This is a genomic window from Croceicoccus ponticola (assembly GCF_004004515.1).
GTDB lineage: Bacteria > Pseudomonadota > Alphaproteobacteria > Sphingomonadales > Sphingomonadaceae > Croceicoccus > Croceicoccus ponticola.
Window position 1 is genome coordinate 50,115 of the sequence record NZ_RXOL01000010.1, and the last position, 13,861, is coordinate 63,975.

Consider the following 13,861-nt stretch of genomic DNA (forward strand, 5'->3'; position numbering starts at 1 on the left):
GAGATCGATTCGTTTCTGCACCGAGGGACGGCCAAGCTAGTAACCTGTCGTTCGTTCAACATAGATGTTTAATTACGATTGATCTTCAGCGCGTGTGTCGATATGGAAAGTAATGTCGAACCCTGATTTGGTGGGCTTGGCATTTGTCCCTTTGACCGGATTGGCTATAGGTATGTCCCCTGACCTTCTTTCGATGCCTGGAGATATAGTGACAAAGCCGACGAGCGGGATCGGAGCGAGACGCTCTGCCAACCGCGATGAAGAAACCAGACCTGCGAAATACGATGCGAAACGTCAGTCGATCGTTGAGGCCGCTGGCAAAGTATTCAATCGCGAAGGTTTTGAACGGGCCAGCATGTCTGCGGTCGCGCGCGAAATCGGCGTCGATCGTGCGACGCTTTATTACTACTTTTCGTCCAAGGAAGACCTGTTCGATGACGTCGTTGGCAGCATCGTCGAAAAGAACCTGAAAATGTGCACGGCGATCCGTGACAGCAAGCTCAAGCCAGCACGCAAGTTGCGCGATTTGATGGTGCAGTTGATGCAGTCATACGACGAACACTATCCGTTTTTCTACATCTATATTCGAGAAAATCTCAGCCACGTCAGCGACAAGCGAACTGCATGGTCGAAGCGTATGCGGCAGCTGAACCAACAAACCACCGATGCGGTCATCGACATCGTGGAGCAGGGCTTGGCCGATGGTACCTTGCGCAAGGTCGGGTCACCGAGGGTCATTGCCTACGGTCTTTTCGGGATCGTTGGCTGGACCCACCGTTGGTACCGCCCCGGTAACTGCGAGGTGAGCGCCACCGAGATCGGCAGTACTTACGCCGAAATATTCATAGCGGGGCTTGAGAATCAATACTGAACTGCGGGCTGAGGATCGCATAAACACTGCCAGCAGACCCAAACTTGCGTCGGCTGGACACAACTGAACCGCTCGGTCGAACGGGCGGCAACGATAAAGAGGATGTCCCATGCGCGAAGCATTAATTGTCTCAACCGCCAGAACCCCGATCGGACGTGCCTTTCGCGGTGCGTTCAACGCAACTCACTCGCCCACGCTGGCTGTCGAACCGATCCGCGCCGCGCTTGAACGCAGTGGCATTGACGGCGCAATGGTCGAAGATGTCATCATGGGATCGGCCCTGCAACAGGGTTCCCAGTATACCATTGGCCGCAACGCTGCGTTGCGCGCCGGACTGCCGACATCCGTGCCCGGCCAATCGATCGACCGGCAATGCGCGTCCGGCCTGATGGCCATTTCGATTGCGGCGAATCAGGTCGTCAACGACGGGATGGATATCTGTATTGCCGGCGGCGTTGAATCTGTGTCGATGGTGCAGACCAAGGATCTTCGCGTCACGCCAGATCCCGAGCTGGTTGCGATGATGCCGCTCGCTTACATGCCCATGCTGCAGACAGCCGAAGTCGTCGCCGCACGTTACGGAATCTCGCGCGAGGTACAGGACGAATACGCGCTGCAATCGCAGGAACGCACAGCGGCCGCACAGGCCGCCGGCGCTTTTGATGACGAAATCGTGCCTGTAACGGCCACAATGCAGGTCACGAACAAGGAAACGGGTGAAGTCAGCGCGAAGGAAGTCACGCTGACCAAGGACGAGGGCAACCGGCCCGGAACGACACTGGAAAACCTGAGCAGCCTGTCTCCCGTGCTGGGCGAGAATAAGGTGATTACCGCCGGCAACGCCAGCCAGCTTTCCGACGGCGCATCGGCATGCGTTGTGATGGAAGGCGCGCTTGCCGCCAAGCGGGGGCTTGAGCCGATCGGCCGCTATATGGGCATGGCTGTTGCGGGCACCGATCCCGATGAAATGGGTATCGGCCCGGTCTTTGCAGTGCCCAAGTTGCTTAGCCGATTTGACCTGTCGATTAACGATATTGGCCTGTGGGAGCTCAACGAGGCGTTTGCAGTTCAAGTCATCTATTGCCGTGACCGGCTTGGCATTCCGAATGAACTTATGAACGTGAACGGAGGGGCGATTTCGATCGGCCACCCCTATGGCATGTCAGGTTCGCGCATGGTCGGTCATGCCTTGATCGAAGGCAAGCGCCGGGGCGCGAAGCACGTGGTCGTCACGATGTGCGTTGGCGGAGGCATGGGCGCTGCGGGGCTTTTCGAAGTCTTGTAAAACAGGGGGGCGGCAGCGGTTGCCCCCCTTCCTAGGCTGCTACCTCGTTTCAGGCGCCAGTCGGCGGCGGCGTTGCGTTCATCATCTGGCTGAGCGCAGCGTTGAGGATCTGGCTAAACCGGATCGATATCGCTGCTTTGCAAGCCACGTCAAAGCCGTGAACGCCATCGGGCATGACGTGTAGTTCGGTCGATACCCCGCTGGCGGCAAGCCGCCTTGCATACTCCATCGCTTCGTCACGAAAGAGATCGATCGATCCGACAGCAAGGAAGGCTGGGGGCAGCGCCTCGCATGATTTTGCCAGGGCCGGTGAAAACCAGCCCGCCCGTTCGTTGGCAACTGCAAAATTGCCGCGATACGATGTCCAGCCATACCGGTTGTTCGCCCGCGTCCAGATATATTCGTCGTCTGGCGGGATCGATGCTGCACATGTTGGGCCACCGGTGCGATAATCGAGCATGGGGTAGATGAGGATTTGCCCGGCCAGCAGATCCGCTCCTTCATCGCGAAGCCTTAGGCAAAGAGCCGCTGCAATACCGCCGCCTGCGCTTTCGCCCATCACGAAAACTCGTGACACATCGACGCCCAGCTCTTCGCTGTTCGCAATCAGCCATTGTAGTGCCGCCAGCGTATCATCAAGCGCGGCTGGGAAGGGGTGCTCCGGTGCCAGCCGATAATCCACTGACACCACGACCGCGTCATGGTCGAACGCAATGGCGGGCATGTTCGTCCGGCTCATCTCCGCCGAACCCATGACCAGACCGCCGCCGTGTAGGTGGATGATTGCCGGGCGCGACCGGTTGGGTGAGGGTGGATTATAAACGAACAGGCTCAGCGGTTGCTCTGCCGAAATGAGTACCACCTCGGGATCAAGCCTGACGTCGAACATTTTCGGGTCGGTGCTCATCAGTTCGCGGACCCCGCCGATGCTGGCATCGGTAAGATCAAGCTGAGGAAATCGTTCAACGAATTTCGTCAGTTCGGGATCACAAATGGGCTTCGGAGCCATGTTATTTCACTGCTTTCAATTTACGACTGGGCGAAGTCGCCAAGCCAAAACGTCACTACTTGACCCAGACTTCTTGCCCGACCTTCACGCCAAACGCTTCGTAATCGTCAAATGGCTGTCATGCCGCCGTCAATGATGTGTTCGGTTGCGGTAATGAAGGAACTCTCATCCGACGCCAGGAACACTACCAGATTGGCAACTTCCTCTGGTTCGCCGAAGCGCCCCAAGGGGATCGCTGCCGCCGCCCCTCCGCCATCCTCGTCTGTGGCCGCCACCATCATCGGGGTGCGGATGTATCCGGGGTGGACAGAATTGACCCTGATACCCTTCATTCCATATTCGACCGCAACTTGCTTGGTCATGCCGCGTATCGCGAACTTGCTTGCCGCATATGCAAGGTTGGGAGTGCCGACGATGGCGACGATCCCAGAGATGGATGAAACGTTTACGATTGACCCGCCACCCGACGCAAGCATCGATGGGATGACCGCTTTCATGCCTAGCATCACGCTGGTCTGGTTGACCGAGCATACAAAGTTGTAGTCGCTCAAGGACAGGGCTTCTGCATCGGCCAGCGGTCCGATGATCCCGGCATTGTTGACTAGAATGTTCACCGATCCAAACTTGCATTCGGCGGTTTCGACGACGCGCTTCCACTCGTCCTCGACGCTCACGTCGTGGCGCACGAACAGGGCATTTTCGCCAAGTCCATCGGCGAGCGCTTGTCCGCCTTTTTCGTTAAGATCGGTCAGGACGACTTTCGCGCCTTCTGCAACGAAGCGCCGGGCGTGAGCCTCGCCCATGCCTTGTGCGGCGCCGGTAATAATGGCGACTTTGCCTTCAAGCCTCAGCATCCCATAAATTCCCTTTTGCTTTGATCCGCACTCACATTGGTGCGTTCGGGTATAGTCGTTCTCGAGCAATTTATGTTGCCGGCACCCTATTCGCCTAAAAGCACGATCAAAAATTATTGCCCCGCCGCTGTGGGTCGGTACCGCCTTTTACCGCCGAGATATTCTGTTGGATCAGGGCAAGCAGTTGGTATCGCTCGTTCGTCGACGGAATGCTCACTCGCGTTCCGCATGATCGCAGCTCTGCATCGCCGTGAATGCGTCGCGACGGGGAGGACATCGGCTGGGATACTTGATCTGCTGCACTTGACATCATCCTCGCCCATTTCTTTGAAGAGATCTCGGCAAGGCCGGAAAAGCATCTTCGTTCCATCTTTCAAGGGCTACCGGTTCCACAAATGCCATCCAACCATCTCAAACTGCGGTCAACGGCAGTATTGATTCGCTACTCAATATGATCTTTATCGACGAATTTCCTGCCAGAAATAGAGGTTAAATGCAAAACAATAATCAACAGTGGCGTTGAAAAATGGTCGCGCCGGCTTTTTCAGGGCAACTTTGCCTGGTCGAACAAAGGCCCGAACCTGAAATCTCAGACCGCCGCGGCGGACATGAGGCTCCACTCCGCAAATGTGCGGTCTCTGAACACTCGCATGGTGTTTCGCGAGAAGAGATAACGCTGGGTATTGAAGGTCGTTTAATCGGGGCATCGTCAAGGAGGATTGCCCTTGTGCTCCTTGCAGAAGATCACGATGGCCGCCAGGTAAAGGCGTAGTGGCCGTTTGAGCGATGCGAAGATTGTGCCGGACGTGATGCTGAAATCCTTCTGGCAACCACGGCCGCGAAATCGTGTCGCTCCGTTTGGCCTGCGGCAATCATAGGCATCGGGACTGTCGCAGGTGGGACTGATGAGCTTCCCAGCAGTGCTGGCCCATCGAAGCTTGCGAAAAGCCACTTCAGCTTCGGCATCCGAAGGCCAAAAACAGTCGCCAGTGTGAGCGTCCTGCCCCGGCTCGAAAGTAGAAAATGCTGCGACATCCGTCTCTTGCACGCCCGAGCCGGCCCGCTTGCGATACAACTGCCCGAGCCCTTGTGGCGTTTGCGCTATAATACCGGAGAATTCACATCTGCCGTTCCGACGACGGGAGCGGGCGATGCAGAGATTTCGGTGAATGAAGTCACCGCAGAAATTCGCCTCGGTCCACGCCTCGATCTCCAACCACTTCAAGCAGGAACGTCACCTCGTCGATAGGGAAACATTCAAGGAACGACGCTCTGCCGCGCTGATGAGGTGGACGCCCCCATGGTCCTTAGGCTCAGGACCCATTGATTAGCAGAGGGCGATGTGATTCAGGCTCCGTGAGGAGACTGAGCATGAGCGACCTGTATTGGCTGACAGACCAGCAGATGGCGCGTCTTTCGCCATATTTTCCCAAGAGCCACGGCAAGCCCCGGGTTGATGACCGGCGGGTCCTGAGCGGGATTATCTTCGTCAACCGGAACGGCCTACGGTGGCGGGATGCGCCCAGGGAATATGGTCCGCACAAGACATTCTATAACCGCTGGAAACGGTGGGGTGTGTTCGGTGTGTTCGCTCGGATGATGGAAGGCCTGTCCGCCCAGCAGGCCGAGCCGCAGACCGTCATGATCGACGCAACCTATCTCAAGGCCCACCGCACGGCGTCCAGCCTTGGGGTAACAAAGGGGATCTTGGACGCCTGATCGGACGGACCAAGGGCGGCATGAACACGAAGTTGCACGCCGTGACTGATGCAAACGACCGCCCGTTGAGCTTCTTCATCACGGCCCGGCAGGTCAGCGATTACACCGGTGCCGCGGCCTTGCTCGATGATTTACCCAAGGCCAAGTGGATGCTCGCCGACCGCGGCTATGACGCTGACTGGTTCAGAGATGCGCTGGAGCAAAAGGGCATCAAACCGTGCATTCCGGGCGGTAAATCCCGCTCATTGCCCGTCAGGTATGACAAGCGGCGGTACAAACGGCGTAACCGCATCGAGATCATGTTCGGCCGCCTGAAGGACTGGCGCCGCGTGGCAACGCGACATGACCGCTGCCCAACCGTCTATTTCTCCGCACTCGCACTGGCTGCCACCGTACTCTTCTGCCTGTGATCAGTGAGCCCTGAGCCTAGGCGGCCAAAGTTATGCCGGTGGCCTGGAGCAATTAGGAGCCGCTCCTTGGCGTATTGAACCTACTTTCGCCGCTGTTTTTCCATGTCTGAGATCACGAATAGTGATGATGATCTTCTTCTTTTTCTGGCTGGAAGAGCTAGTGTGTAAAGGGACTGCCTGAGGCAAACCCTGATCGGGAATGAGCAATCCGAAACCCTCAAAAGACCGCCTCGCTGAGGGTGGGTTTTCGCTTTGTCACCCGCTCACCCCGCCGAAGCGGAATGTTCGCGTCGCTCAGGTAATTCCATCGGCATCGTGAGATCTCAATTTTACCGGCCGCAAGTCCGAGCCCACATTGGCCCCGTGGGGATTGTGGTTGGTTTGCGTGCTCTTTGCGCTGGATAAATCACAAACAAAATTTGGACCAACCCCGAGGAAGGTATTTGGTCTGAAGATAGGCGCAGCCCCTCCTATCGTTAGAGTTGCTGCATCTCAAGTCGTTTTGCATTGACTTTGTATGCATACAATAATAAGTCAGACGCCACTTCTCGATGGTAGGTTGACAATGTCACTTGATGCGGCACCCCAGGACGCCAAGTTTGCCTGGATCATGAAATGCGGATGGAAAGGCCTTTGCCCGCGATGCGGCCAGGGGAGGATGTTCCGCAAGTGGCTGAAGCTCGCCGACCGATGCGCGGTATGCGACCTGGACTACTGCTTCGCTGCGCCCGATGACGGGCCCGCTTTTTTCTCGCTATGTATCGTGGCCTTTCCCCTGACGTTCGTGGCTGTCTGGCTTCAAGCTGCCTTTGAGCCGCCTTTCTGGGTTCACTTGGTGACGTCACTTCCGCTTCTGGTTCTGGGCTGCATATTTCCGCTTCAGCCCATCAAAGGCTGGCTCGTCGCCTCTCAATACGTGAATAAGGCTCAGGAAGCGGGTACAGAGAAGCTTTGGGCAAAGCTTCATGCCGATGCCCGCAAAACCAGCTTGGGCGACCGCGATGGCTAATGCGGCAGCCTCTCATAGCCTTGCCGCGGCCCGAGCGTTGGTTGCGGAAATGTTCAACTCAATGCGGCGAACGGACCTCGGGGCGCTCGTCGCGGCCGGTGAGGCTGACGATTTTCCCGAAGTCGTCATCGCGCGAACTCTGTTGCAGGAGCAGGCGGATCAGACGGCCCGACAAGGCGAGGCGCTTCGTCAATACGCCGATCCCTCGTTCTGGGACGAAGAAAGCCCGGGCGGCGCACTCGCCGCGCACGACAGAGGCTAGATGGCTCGGAATGTTCTTGTCGGCCGACCTGCGTTCTTTCACCGAGACTAGCGGCGAAATGACCTTATCCTGTAAGCCCCCCGTCATGCACAACTGGCTACCCGACCTCGATACTGTCGCCGGACCGAAATATCGCGCGATTGCAGATGCGATGGAGCGCGACATCCTCGCCGGACGGCTGGCAGCTGGCACGAGACTGCCTCCACAGCGAGTCTTGGCCGAAACGCTGGGGATCGATCTCACGACCGTCAGTCGCGGTTATGGCGAAGCGCAGAGGCGTGGCCTTATCGGTGGCGAAGGGCGGCGTGGCAGCTTTGTTCTGACGCAGGCCGCCGGCAAGAATGTCGAGCTCGACCAACCTGTCGAAACCAGCATGAACGCTCCGCCACAACCGGCGTCTAACGTTCTCGCGAATGCCTGGCGCACCGCAAGCGAGATCCTGTTGACTCAGACATCCATTCCGCCCCCTTTCCATTATCAACCGGGCGGCGGAATGGCTTCGGTACGTGCAGCAGGCGCAACCTTGTTGCAGACACGCGGAATAGACTGCGGCGTTGATACGGTGGTAGTGACCGCCGGCGGGCAGCACGGCTTGCACGCGATCGTCAGCACCGCGCTCCGCCCAGGAGATGCGGTCGCGGTAGCGCCCTTTACGTATCCCGGATTTCTTTCCTTGGCGCGGCGCTATGGTCTCCGGCTCATTCCGATTGCGGCCGACAAGAAGGGGGTCCTGCCCGAAGCTCTCGCCGAAACTTGCCAACGCGAGAAGATCAAGGGCCTCTACGTCATTCCCACCAACGACAACCCCACAACCGCGACGATGGACCTAGCGAGACGCGAGGCGATCGCCCAAGTAGCTGCGCGTGCCGATCTCATCGTGATCGAAGACGACGCTTACGGACTTCTTCCTGAGGCGCCGATTGCCTCGTTGGCATCATTGATTCCAGACAGAACCTTCCACATCTGCAGTACGTCGAAGATCATTTCCCCTGGTTTGCGGATCGCCTGGGTTCGAGCACCTGACATCGGGGCCGCATGGCACCTCGCTACGGACTTGCACGAAACGGCAATCATGGCGCCGCCGTTCAATGCCGCGGTCGTAGCTGTCTGGCTAGAAACCGGCGATTTCTGGCGCTTGGCGCAGGAGGTGCGATCAGAAGTACGCGCTCGTCAGGAGCTGGTGGCCGCTGCATTGACGCCCGGGAGCTATCGCACGCAGGCTTACGGTTATCATCTATGGCTGCCTCTGCTGCCTGGATCGGATCCGGCGATCATCATTGATACCCTGCGGCCATATGGCCTCTCGCTCAGCGCTTCCGACGCCTTTGCTGTGGACAAGGCCAGTGCACCTCATGGGTTGCGCGTCACCACGGGCGGATTGATTTCCGGGGACGCTCTCACCTCGGCCTTGAGCTTGCTCCGGGAAGTGGCAACAGGATCTGCTACACAGAAATTTTCGCTCGTTTAGCCTCGGACGGTGCTGCTAGTTATTGAACTACCAGTTCGGATTGAGATCCACCATTATGTGAAGTGACTGGAACTGGGCCGGTTTCGGACTGTCCGGTTTCAAGCGTAGTGTGAGGCAAAGCCGCCATTCAGTCGAACGGATAAGCTGGCCCGCAGTCGCTGACATAACCGCCGTTCGGCGGTCGATTGCTGTACCGTGTTAGCGGTCATCGGTTCATCGAAGCGCTTGGCCAAGATCCACCGTACGTTCTGGGAAGCATAGGGGGGATCGCGTTGAAGCCGATGAGCTAGATCGGAGTCATCGCAGGTCAATCGGCCCAGGGCAGCGTGGTCGTCTTCAGAAAGTCCTGACGCTGCTCGATTAGGTCGGCGGACAAGGCCGCGAGGGGATCGACCACATCGGCTAGGAAGCTTTCTAAGGCCCGCTGCCGCACGAACGTCACCATGAACGATCCTGACAGTTTGCCGGATTTGAGCTCGCGCTGAAACGAGACGTGGTCGACAGCGACCGGGGAGGGCTGTTCGCCCGTGGCATCGATTAGGAACAGATCGCCTGAGGTCACGACCAGCGGGAAGAATAGCCAAGTGTAGCGCCACTCGTCCGGACGCGAAGCCTTCGGCACCTCCTTACGCCGCGCATTTAGCGCCTTTGCCATCGGATAGAAGATTGCATCGTAAAGGCCGCCATGATTGGCATGCCAGCCACTGCCCTTGCGGTCGATCCGGCAGAACTGCACCGCCTTCCAGGGGCGAACGTGCGCTTCGAACACTTGATCGAAGCCGAGATGGTGGAAGGCGTTGACCTGGCGGGTCATGCCTTTGCCGGGCCCGAGTTCCTTCTTCATCTCGTAGCGGTAGGGAAATAGGAACTCCTCTGGGGAATGATGGCGGTCCGCTGCGTTCTTGGGCCGGGCGATGAACACGAAGGGGTTCGCGCTGTTCTTGCACTCAACTAGGAGCTCTACATAAGCGGAAAGCTTGGCCGCCTCGTCGAAGGAGGCGCGCTTCACTGCGACGACGTCGATTTCGCGCGACTTGCTCTCGTCAGGGTCCTCGAAGGCGACATTGGTGCGCACGTGGAGTCCGCGTTGCTCGAGCTGGGTCGCCACCTCCTGCTCCATGAGATAGCCGGACTCGTTGATCGCAGCCATAATTTCGTCATTGCTTGGTCCTGCGGCCATGCCTTCCCTTTGTCATAATCGTCCGCGCTTGGCGGCAAAGCATCGTTCTGTCATGAGATCGCGCCCGCGTCATTCATCGATCGCACCGCTCATCACCATTTCATAGCCAGTTGCAGATGCTGACTTTGCTGCCTTTCGACTGCTCGCTTTGCTTACCTCAAAGCGGTCGGTTGTTCATGTGTACACAGCTCTGCATGCAAAAGGGTGCGCTTGCAATCCCCGGCTTGATCGCCAAGTTAGAAGTTAGAAACAAACAGGGGGAATTACATGGCTCGTCGTGTCTTCTTCAGCTTCCATTTCGACAACGATTTCTGGCGAACGCAGCAGATAAGGAACATGGGGGCTCTTGAGGGCAATCGTTGTGCACCCCGAATGCTTGGGAGGAGGTCAAGCGTAAGGGCAAAGCTTCCATCGAGCAGTGGATCGCGGACAATATGCATGGCAAGAGCTGCGTAGTAGTGCTGGTTGGCTCCCAAACCGCGAACCGCCCTTGGGTCCAGCACGAGATCATCAAAGCTTGGAACGACAAGAGAGGCGTAGTCGGTATCCGCGTCAACAAGCTGCTCGACCGCAATAGTCAGGCATCAGTCGCTGGCGCCAACCCCTTCGAAAACATCACCTTCCCCTCGGGCAAGAAGCTATCTGACGTCGTCCAGCTTATCACGCCGACCGGAAATGACAGCAAGACGGTCTACGCCTCGATCTCGAACGGCATCGAGAAGTGGATCGAAGACGCGATCGCGATCCGCGGACGCAACTAGGAAGCGGGGACGGCGATATGGTGGCAGCGACGACCAAGCGGTTTCTGAAGGACTATCCCGAGGCTCTGATTGGTGGTGGAGGCGCGGTGTTTGTCGGTGCCGGCGTATCAATGGGTGCTGGCTATCCGTCATGGGCTTCGCTGCTTACCGAGGTCGGTGAGGAGCTGGGCGTGCAGTCCGGCGAACTCCATGACTTGGCCGCGCTGGCCCAGTGGAGCATCCAGGAGAACGGATCCGCAACTCAGGTCAGGAATGTGATCAAGGAGCAGATCGGCGCTGAACACGCCGTTCCCGTAACGCTCGAGATAATCGCACGACTGCCAGTAAAGTTTATTTGGACAACCAATTACGACAGGTTGGTTGAAAGGGCGTTCGGCAGCGTCAACCGGCCGATCGACACCGTCTCCGGTGCTGCGGACCTTGCCTTACGCGCAACCCCGGGCGCCACCCGCCTGTTCAAGATGCATGGCTCCGTTGAGCGCTTAGACGACGTCGTCATCTCGACCGACGACTATGAACTCTATCGGTCGAAGCGCGGCGCCTTCCTACCACTGTTGCAGGCGCATCTCTCCAGCATGTCGATGCTGTTTCTTGGCATCAGCTTTACTGATCCGAACATCCGACACGTCTTATCGCTCATCAGAGAAAGCTTTACGTCTGCCCCTCCCGAACATTTCGCGATCGTCCGCCCGCCGCAGCGGGAGGATTACACAACAGATACCGAGTTCGAGGCACGTAGCACTCAACACAAACTTTGGAGCCGTGACCTAAAGCGATATGGCCTCATTGTGGTTGAAATAGACGACTACTCGGAAGTGCCTGATCTTTTGCGGCAGGTCGAACGGCGCGTGGCGGCTCGACGGGTTTGGATCAGTGGCAGTTGGCCGCCGGAGGCAGGGGACGAAATCGCGCGGGTCTATAGCGTCTCACAGGCGCTTGGGGAGCTTGTAGGCGATCGCGGGCGTGATTTGGTAAGTGGCGCTGGCCTTGTTGTTGGATCGGCTTCCATCGCGGGGTTCTTGGACGCTTTGCGTTCGAATGGCGGCTGGGATCTCGAACGCAGGCTGATCGCCCGCCCTTTCCCCCAACCGATCTTAGGAGCGGCACCGGATCAGGCGCAGTGGGCGTCCTTGCGTGCCGAGCTGGCGCGGATCGCCGGTGTTGTTGTTTTCGTCGGCGGCATGAAAATCGATCCAGCTTCCGGTGCTCAGGTGGTTGCCGGCGGCGTCTTCGAAGAATTTGAAGCCGCCCGCGCTCTTTCCAGCATCGGAATCCAGCTACGACAAGGCGTGGGCCTCTTGGGAATACCTAGGGCTCTATGACCGCATCGTATGGGGCAAGCTCGATGGCTATCAGAAAGAGGTTTGGATGGTTCTCGACGAGACCCGTAACACCGGCGGTGAGCTTGGGAAGTGGCTGACTGGCTAAAGACCCAAGAATAGCGATCGTTCGGCCCGACGACCGGGCATTTTTCACGCTGACCTTATGGTCTGCTTGATCGGCATTTCGCCGCCGCGGGGTTGGCCACGCCCCTCGCCCCTTCTACGACCATCGGCCCGTGAAGTCCGTGGCTCTGCTTTGTGTTGGCTGAATGGACGGCCGTTATCCTATCGCTTTGCCCAAATTCTGCATGTCGCAAAAGTCCGGCTTTGCAGGCAGATCGAGCCTACTGATCCAATGTCAGCTTTCAGGCGATCGTCAGCAACGCTTCAATGACCGACAATGGGGCGCAAAGAAGCCGAAACTATACCTCATCGAGCCGAGTCCGCTTACCCTAATTTCTTTTCCGATGCTGGACAGCAGCAGGTGTCCCACCCGGCTTGATGTCAGCTTTCACGCAATCGGCAGTTAGTCTGTGATAGCCGATCTAAGCGCGCAAAGCCGACCTTCACCCCCGCACCAACCACCACTCGGGCCATTGAACCTTGTGCGGGGTTCGCGCGGTTCTCGTCTCGGGGGTATTTCTTGATCGCGATACGTAGTTCGCCGAGGATGGCTTCGATCCCCATGCCGATGAGGACGACGACTATGGTATCGATACCCTGTTGCGCGGGCTGCCTGCCGCGCGCCGCCTCGATCGCCTCGAGCGAGGAACGCGCGGCAGCACTGTCCCCGGCAAGGCCCTTCTGGGTCAGCTGAAGCAGGAACGCCTCGGCCGCCGTCACCCGCCGCTCGCGGCCTTCCTCACGGATGGTGACCATCTGGCCTAGAAGCGCATCATGCGGGATTTCGCGGTGACGGTTACGCGGGCGTCCGCGCGGATTGCCGGACTGGCCCTTGGTGAACCGGGTCGCCTTGGGCGGGCTGCCATAACCGATGGGTTTTGGCTCGGTCATGCGCACCGCCCCCGCGGCCACTTGAGCCTGGCCCCGTCGATGGTGAAGAAGCGGATCTCCTTGACGGTCTTGTCGTCCAACTTGGCTTGGCCCGGTCGGCTGATCGCCGCCTGCGCGGCCCAGTTGGCAACCTTGTCGCGCGATCGATCATCGCCCCAGGCAGGATCGCGTTCAATGATACCAAGAATGCGCATCGCCTCGCAGGCATTGTCGGCGTTATATTCACGTTCGAGCCTGACCGGCGGCAGATCGGCATTGGGATGACGCTTGGCCAGCGCCGCCTCGCGCTTCTCGATCATCTTGAGGACTTTGCGGATCGCCATCCGGCTGCCTTGGAGTGCGGCCTGGTAAGTCTGCAACTCGAGCGCCTCGTCGATGGTCAATTCGCGCGCCTTGCCGTTCTGGGTGACGGTCAGGGTCTTGTCGAAGATGATGTCGAAGGCCGAGATGTTGGGTCGGCGGGCCTTCGGCCGTCCGTTCGGATTACCCGATTGCCCTTTGGCGAACCGGGTATGGCCGCCCCGGCTCATGCGGCCGCCTCGGTGTCGGCTCGATGCACCAGCTGCGGCGCCTTGCCGGTGATCTGCGACCAGCGGGTCATGGCAAGATCGACATAGGCAGGATCGATATCGAGACCGCGGAAAGCACGGCCGACGCGCTCGGCGGCAATCAGGCTGGTGCCCGAACCGAGGAAGAT

14 protein-coding genes and 1 pseudogene are annotated in these 13,861 nt (G+C 58.4%); 9 read left to right on the forward strand and 6 right to left on the reverse strand.

Annotated elements, in window-relative coordinates; all coding sequences use genetic code 11:
- The first annotated feature begins 112 nt into the window (after positions 1 to 112).
- Both EKN06_RS14600 and EKN06_RS14605 read left to right on the forward strand, forming a co-directional pair.
- Positions 113 to 871, forward strand: a complete 759-nt coding sequence (locus tag EKN06_RS14600; RefSeq protein ID WP_205693923.1) for a TetR/AcrR family transcriptional regulator — start codon at positions 113 to 115, stop codon at positions 869 to 871.
- Positions 872 to 980: 109 nt separating this feature from the next.
- Entirely contained in the window at positions 981 to 2,156 is a 1,176-nt protein-coding gene (locus tag EKN06_RS14605; RefSeq protein ID WP_127613638.1) for an acetyl-CoA C-acyltransferase, read from the forward strand.
- 49 nt (positions 2,157 to 2,205) lie between these two features.
- Here EKN06_RS14605 and EKN06_RS14610 read toward each other — a convergent pair whose 3' ends face one another.
- From EKN06_RS14610 to EKN06_RS14620, 3 genes are all read right to left on the reverse strand, one after another.
- On the reverse strand, positions 2,206 to 3,165 hold the full coding sequence (locus tag EKN06_RS14610) for an alpha/beta hydrolase (protein ID WP_127613639.1): 960 nt from the start codon (positions 3,163 to 3,165) through the stop codon (positions 2,206 to 2,208).
- A 107-nt stretch (positions 3,166 to 3,272) separates the two neighbouring features.
- Positions 3,273 to 4,019: a glucose 1-dehydrogenase gene (locus EKN06_RS14615; protein ID WP_127613640.1), complete on the reverse strand. Its 747-nt coding sequence runs from the start codon at positions 4,017 to 4,019 to the stop codon at positions 3,273 to 3,275.
- Positions 4,020 to 4,728: 709 nt separating this feature from the next.
- The gene (locus EKN06_RS14620; protein WP_127613641.1) at positions 4,729 to 5,094 is read right to left on the reverse strand and encodes a hypothetical protein; all 366 of its coding nucleotides are present in this window, start codon (positions 5,092 to 5,094) and stop codon (positions 4,729 to 4,731) included.
- Between the two features lie 37 nt (positions 5,095 to 5,131).
- Here EKN06_RS14620 and EKN06_RS16210 point away from each other — a divergent pair.
- The 5 genes and pseudogenes from EKN06_RS16210 to EKN06_RS14645 form a co-directional block, all read left to right on the forward strand.
- Positions 5,132 to 5,350, forward strand: a pseudogene (locus tag EKN06_RS16210) (hypothetical protein); the annotation flags it as partial.
- A gap of 40 nt (positions 5,351 to 5,390) precedes the next feature.
- Positions 5,391 to 6,148, forward strand: a protein-coding gene (locus EKN06_RS14630) for an IS5 family transposase (RefSeq protein WP_127613642.1) whose coding sequence is annotated in 2 segments (ribosomal slippage) — positions 5,391 to 5,715 and positions 5,715 to 6,148 — 759 coding nt in all. Because the reading frame shifts where the segments join, the coding sequence is not laid out codon by codon here.
- Positions 6,149 to 6,713: 565 nt separating this feature from the next.
- A complete protein-coding gene (locus EKN06_RS14635; RefSeq protein WP_127613643.1) occupies positions 6,714 to 7,157 on the forward strand; it encodes a DUF983 domain-containing protein in 444 nt (147 codons plus the stop codon).
- A gap of 49 nt (positions 7,158 to 7,206) precedes the next feature.
- The gene (locus EKN06_RS14640; protein ID WP_240655034.1) at positions 7,207 to 7,419 is read left to right on the forward strand and encodes a hypothetical protein; all 213 of its coding nucleotides are present in this window, start codon (positions 7,207 to 7,209) and stop codon (positions 7,417 to 7,419) included.
- 85 nt (positions 7,420 to 7,504) lie between these two features.
- Entirely contained in the window at positions 7,505 to 8,887 is a 1,383-nt protein-coding gene (locus tag EKN06_RS14645; RefSeq protein ID WP_240655035.1) for an aminotransferase-like domain-containing protein, read from the forward strand.
- A 307-nt stretch (positions 8,888 to 9,194) separates the two neighbouring features.
- Here EKN06_RS14645 and EKN06_RS14650 read toward each other — a convergent pair whose 3' ends face one another.
- Positions 9,195 to 10,037, reverse strand: a complete 843-nt coding sequence (locus EKN06_RS14650; protein WP_127613645.1) for a hypothetical protein — start codon at positions 10,035 to 10,037, stop codon at positions 9,195 to 9,197.
- Positions 10,038 to 10,426: 389 nt separating this feature from the next.
- Here EKN06_RS14650 and EKN06_RS14655 point away from each other — a divergent pair, with 389 nt between their 5' ends.
- A complete protein-coding gene (locus tag EKN06_RS14655; RefSeq protein ID WP_240655037.1) occupies positions 10,427 to 10,828 on the forward strand; it encodes a TIR domain-containing protein in 402 nt (133 codons plus the stop codon).
- A 17-nt stretch (positions 10,829 to 10,845) separates the two neighbouring features.
- The gene (locus EKN06_RS14660) at positions 10,846 to 12,150 is read left to right on the forward strand and encodes an SIR2 family protein (protein WP_240655039.1); all 1,305 of its coding nucleotides are present in this window, start codon (positions 10,846 to 10,848) and stop codon (positions 12,148 to 12,150) included.
- 504 nt (positions 12,151 to 12,654) lie between these two features.
- On the opposite strand, the gene EKN06_RS14670 is transcribed toward EKN06_RS14660, so the two are convergent.
- On the reverse strand, positions 12,655 to 13,164 hold the full coding sequence (locus tag EKN06_RS14670) for a DUF5681 domain-containing protein (protein WP_127613647.1): 510 nt from the start codon (positions 13,162 to 13,164) through the stop codon (positions 12,655 to 12,657).
- Entirely contained in the window at positions 13,161 to 13,694 is a 534-nt protein-coding gene (locus EKN06_RS14675) for a DUF5681 domain-containing protein (protein ID WP_127613648.1), read from the reverse strand. The genes EKN06_RS14670 and EKN06_RS14675 overlap by 4 nt, the downstream gene beginning before the upstream one ends.
- Positions 13,695 to 13,861 lie beyond the last annotated feature (167 nt).

Bases quoted from the DNA above. Each gene is read 5' to 3' on its own strand.
- EKN06_RS14645 (WP_240655035.1), top strand. From the start codon at position 7,505: ATGCACAACTGGCTACCCGACCTCGATACTGTCGCCGGACCGAAATAT.
- EKN06_RS14615 (WP_127613640.1), bottom strand. From the start codon at position 4,019: ATGCTGAGGCTTGAAGGCAAAGTCGCCATTATTACCGGCGCCGCACAA.
- EKN06_RS14660 (WP_240655039.1), top strand. From the start codon at position 10,846: ATGGTGGCAGCGACGACCAAGCGGTTTCTGAAGGACTATCCCGAGGCT.
- EKN06_RS14675 (WP_127613648.1), bottom strand. From the start codon at position 13,694: ATGAGCCGGGGCGGCCATACCCGGTTCGCCAAAGGGCAATCGGGTAAT.
- EKN06_RS14670 (WP_127613647.1), bottom strand. From the start codon at position 13,164: ATGACCGAGCCAAAACCCATCGGTTATGGCAGCCCGCCCAAGGCGACC.
- EKN06_RS14600 (WP_205693923.1), top strand. From the start codon at position 113: ATGTCGAACCCTGATTTGGTGGGCTTGGCATTTGTCCCTTTGACCGGA.
- EKN06_RS14605 (WP_127613638.1), top strand. From the start codon at position 981: ATGCGCGAAGCATTAATTGTCTCAACCGCCAGAACCCCGATCGGACGT.
- EKN06_RS14640 (WP_240655034.1), top strand. From the start codon at position 7,207: ATGTTCAACTCAATGCGGCGAACGGACCTCGGGGCGCTCGTCGCGGCC.
- EKN06_RS14650 (WP_127613645.1), bottom strand. From the start codon at position 10,037: ATGGCTGCGATCAACGAGTCCGGCTATCTCATGGAGCAGGAGGTGGCG.
- EKN06_RS14635 (WP_127613643.1), top strand. From the start codon at position 6,714: ATGTCACTTGATGCGGCACCCCAGGACGCCAAGTTTGCCTGGATCATG.
- EKN06_RS14610 (WP_127613639.1), bottom strand. From the start codon at position 3,165: ATGGCTCCGAAGCCCATTTGTGATCCCGAACTGACGAAATTCGTTGAA.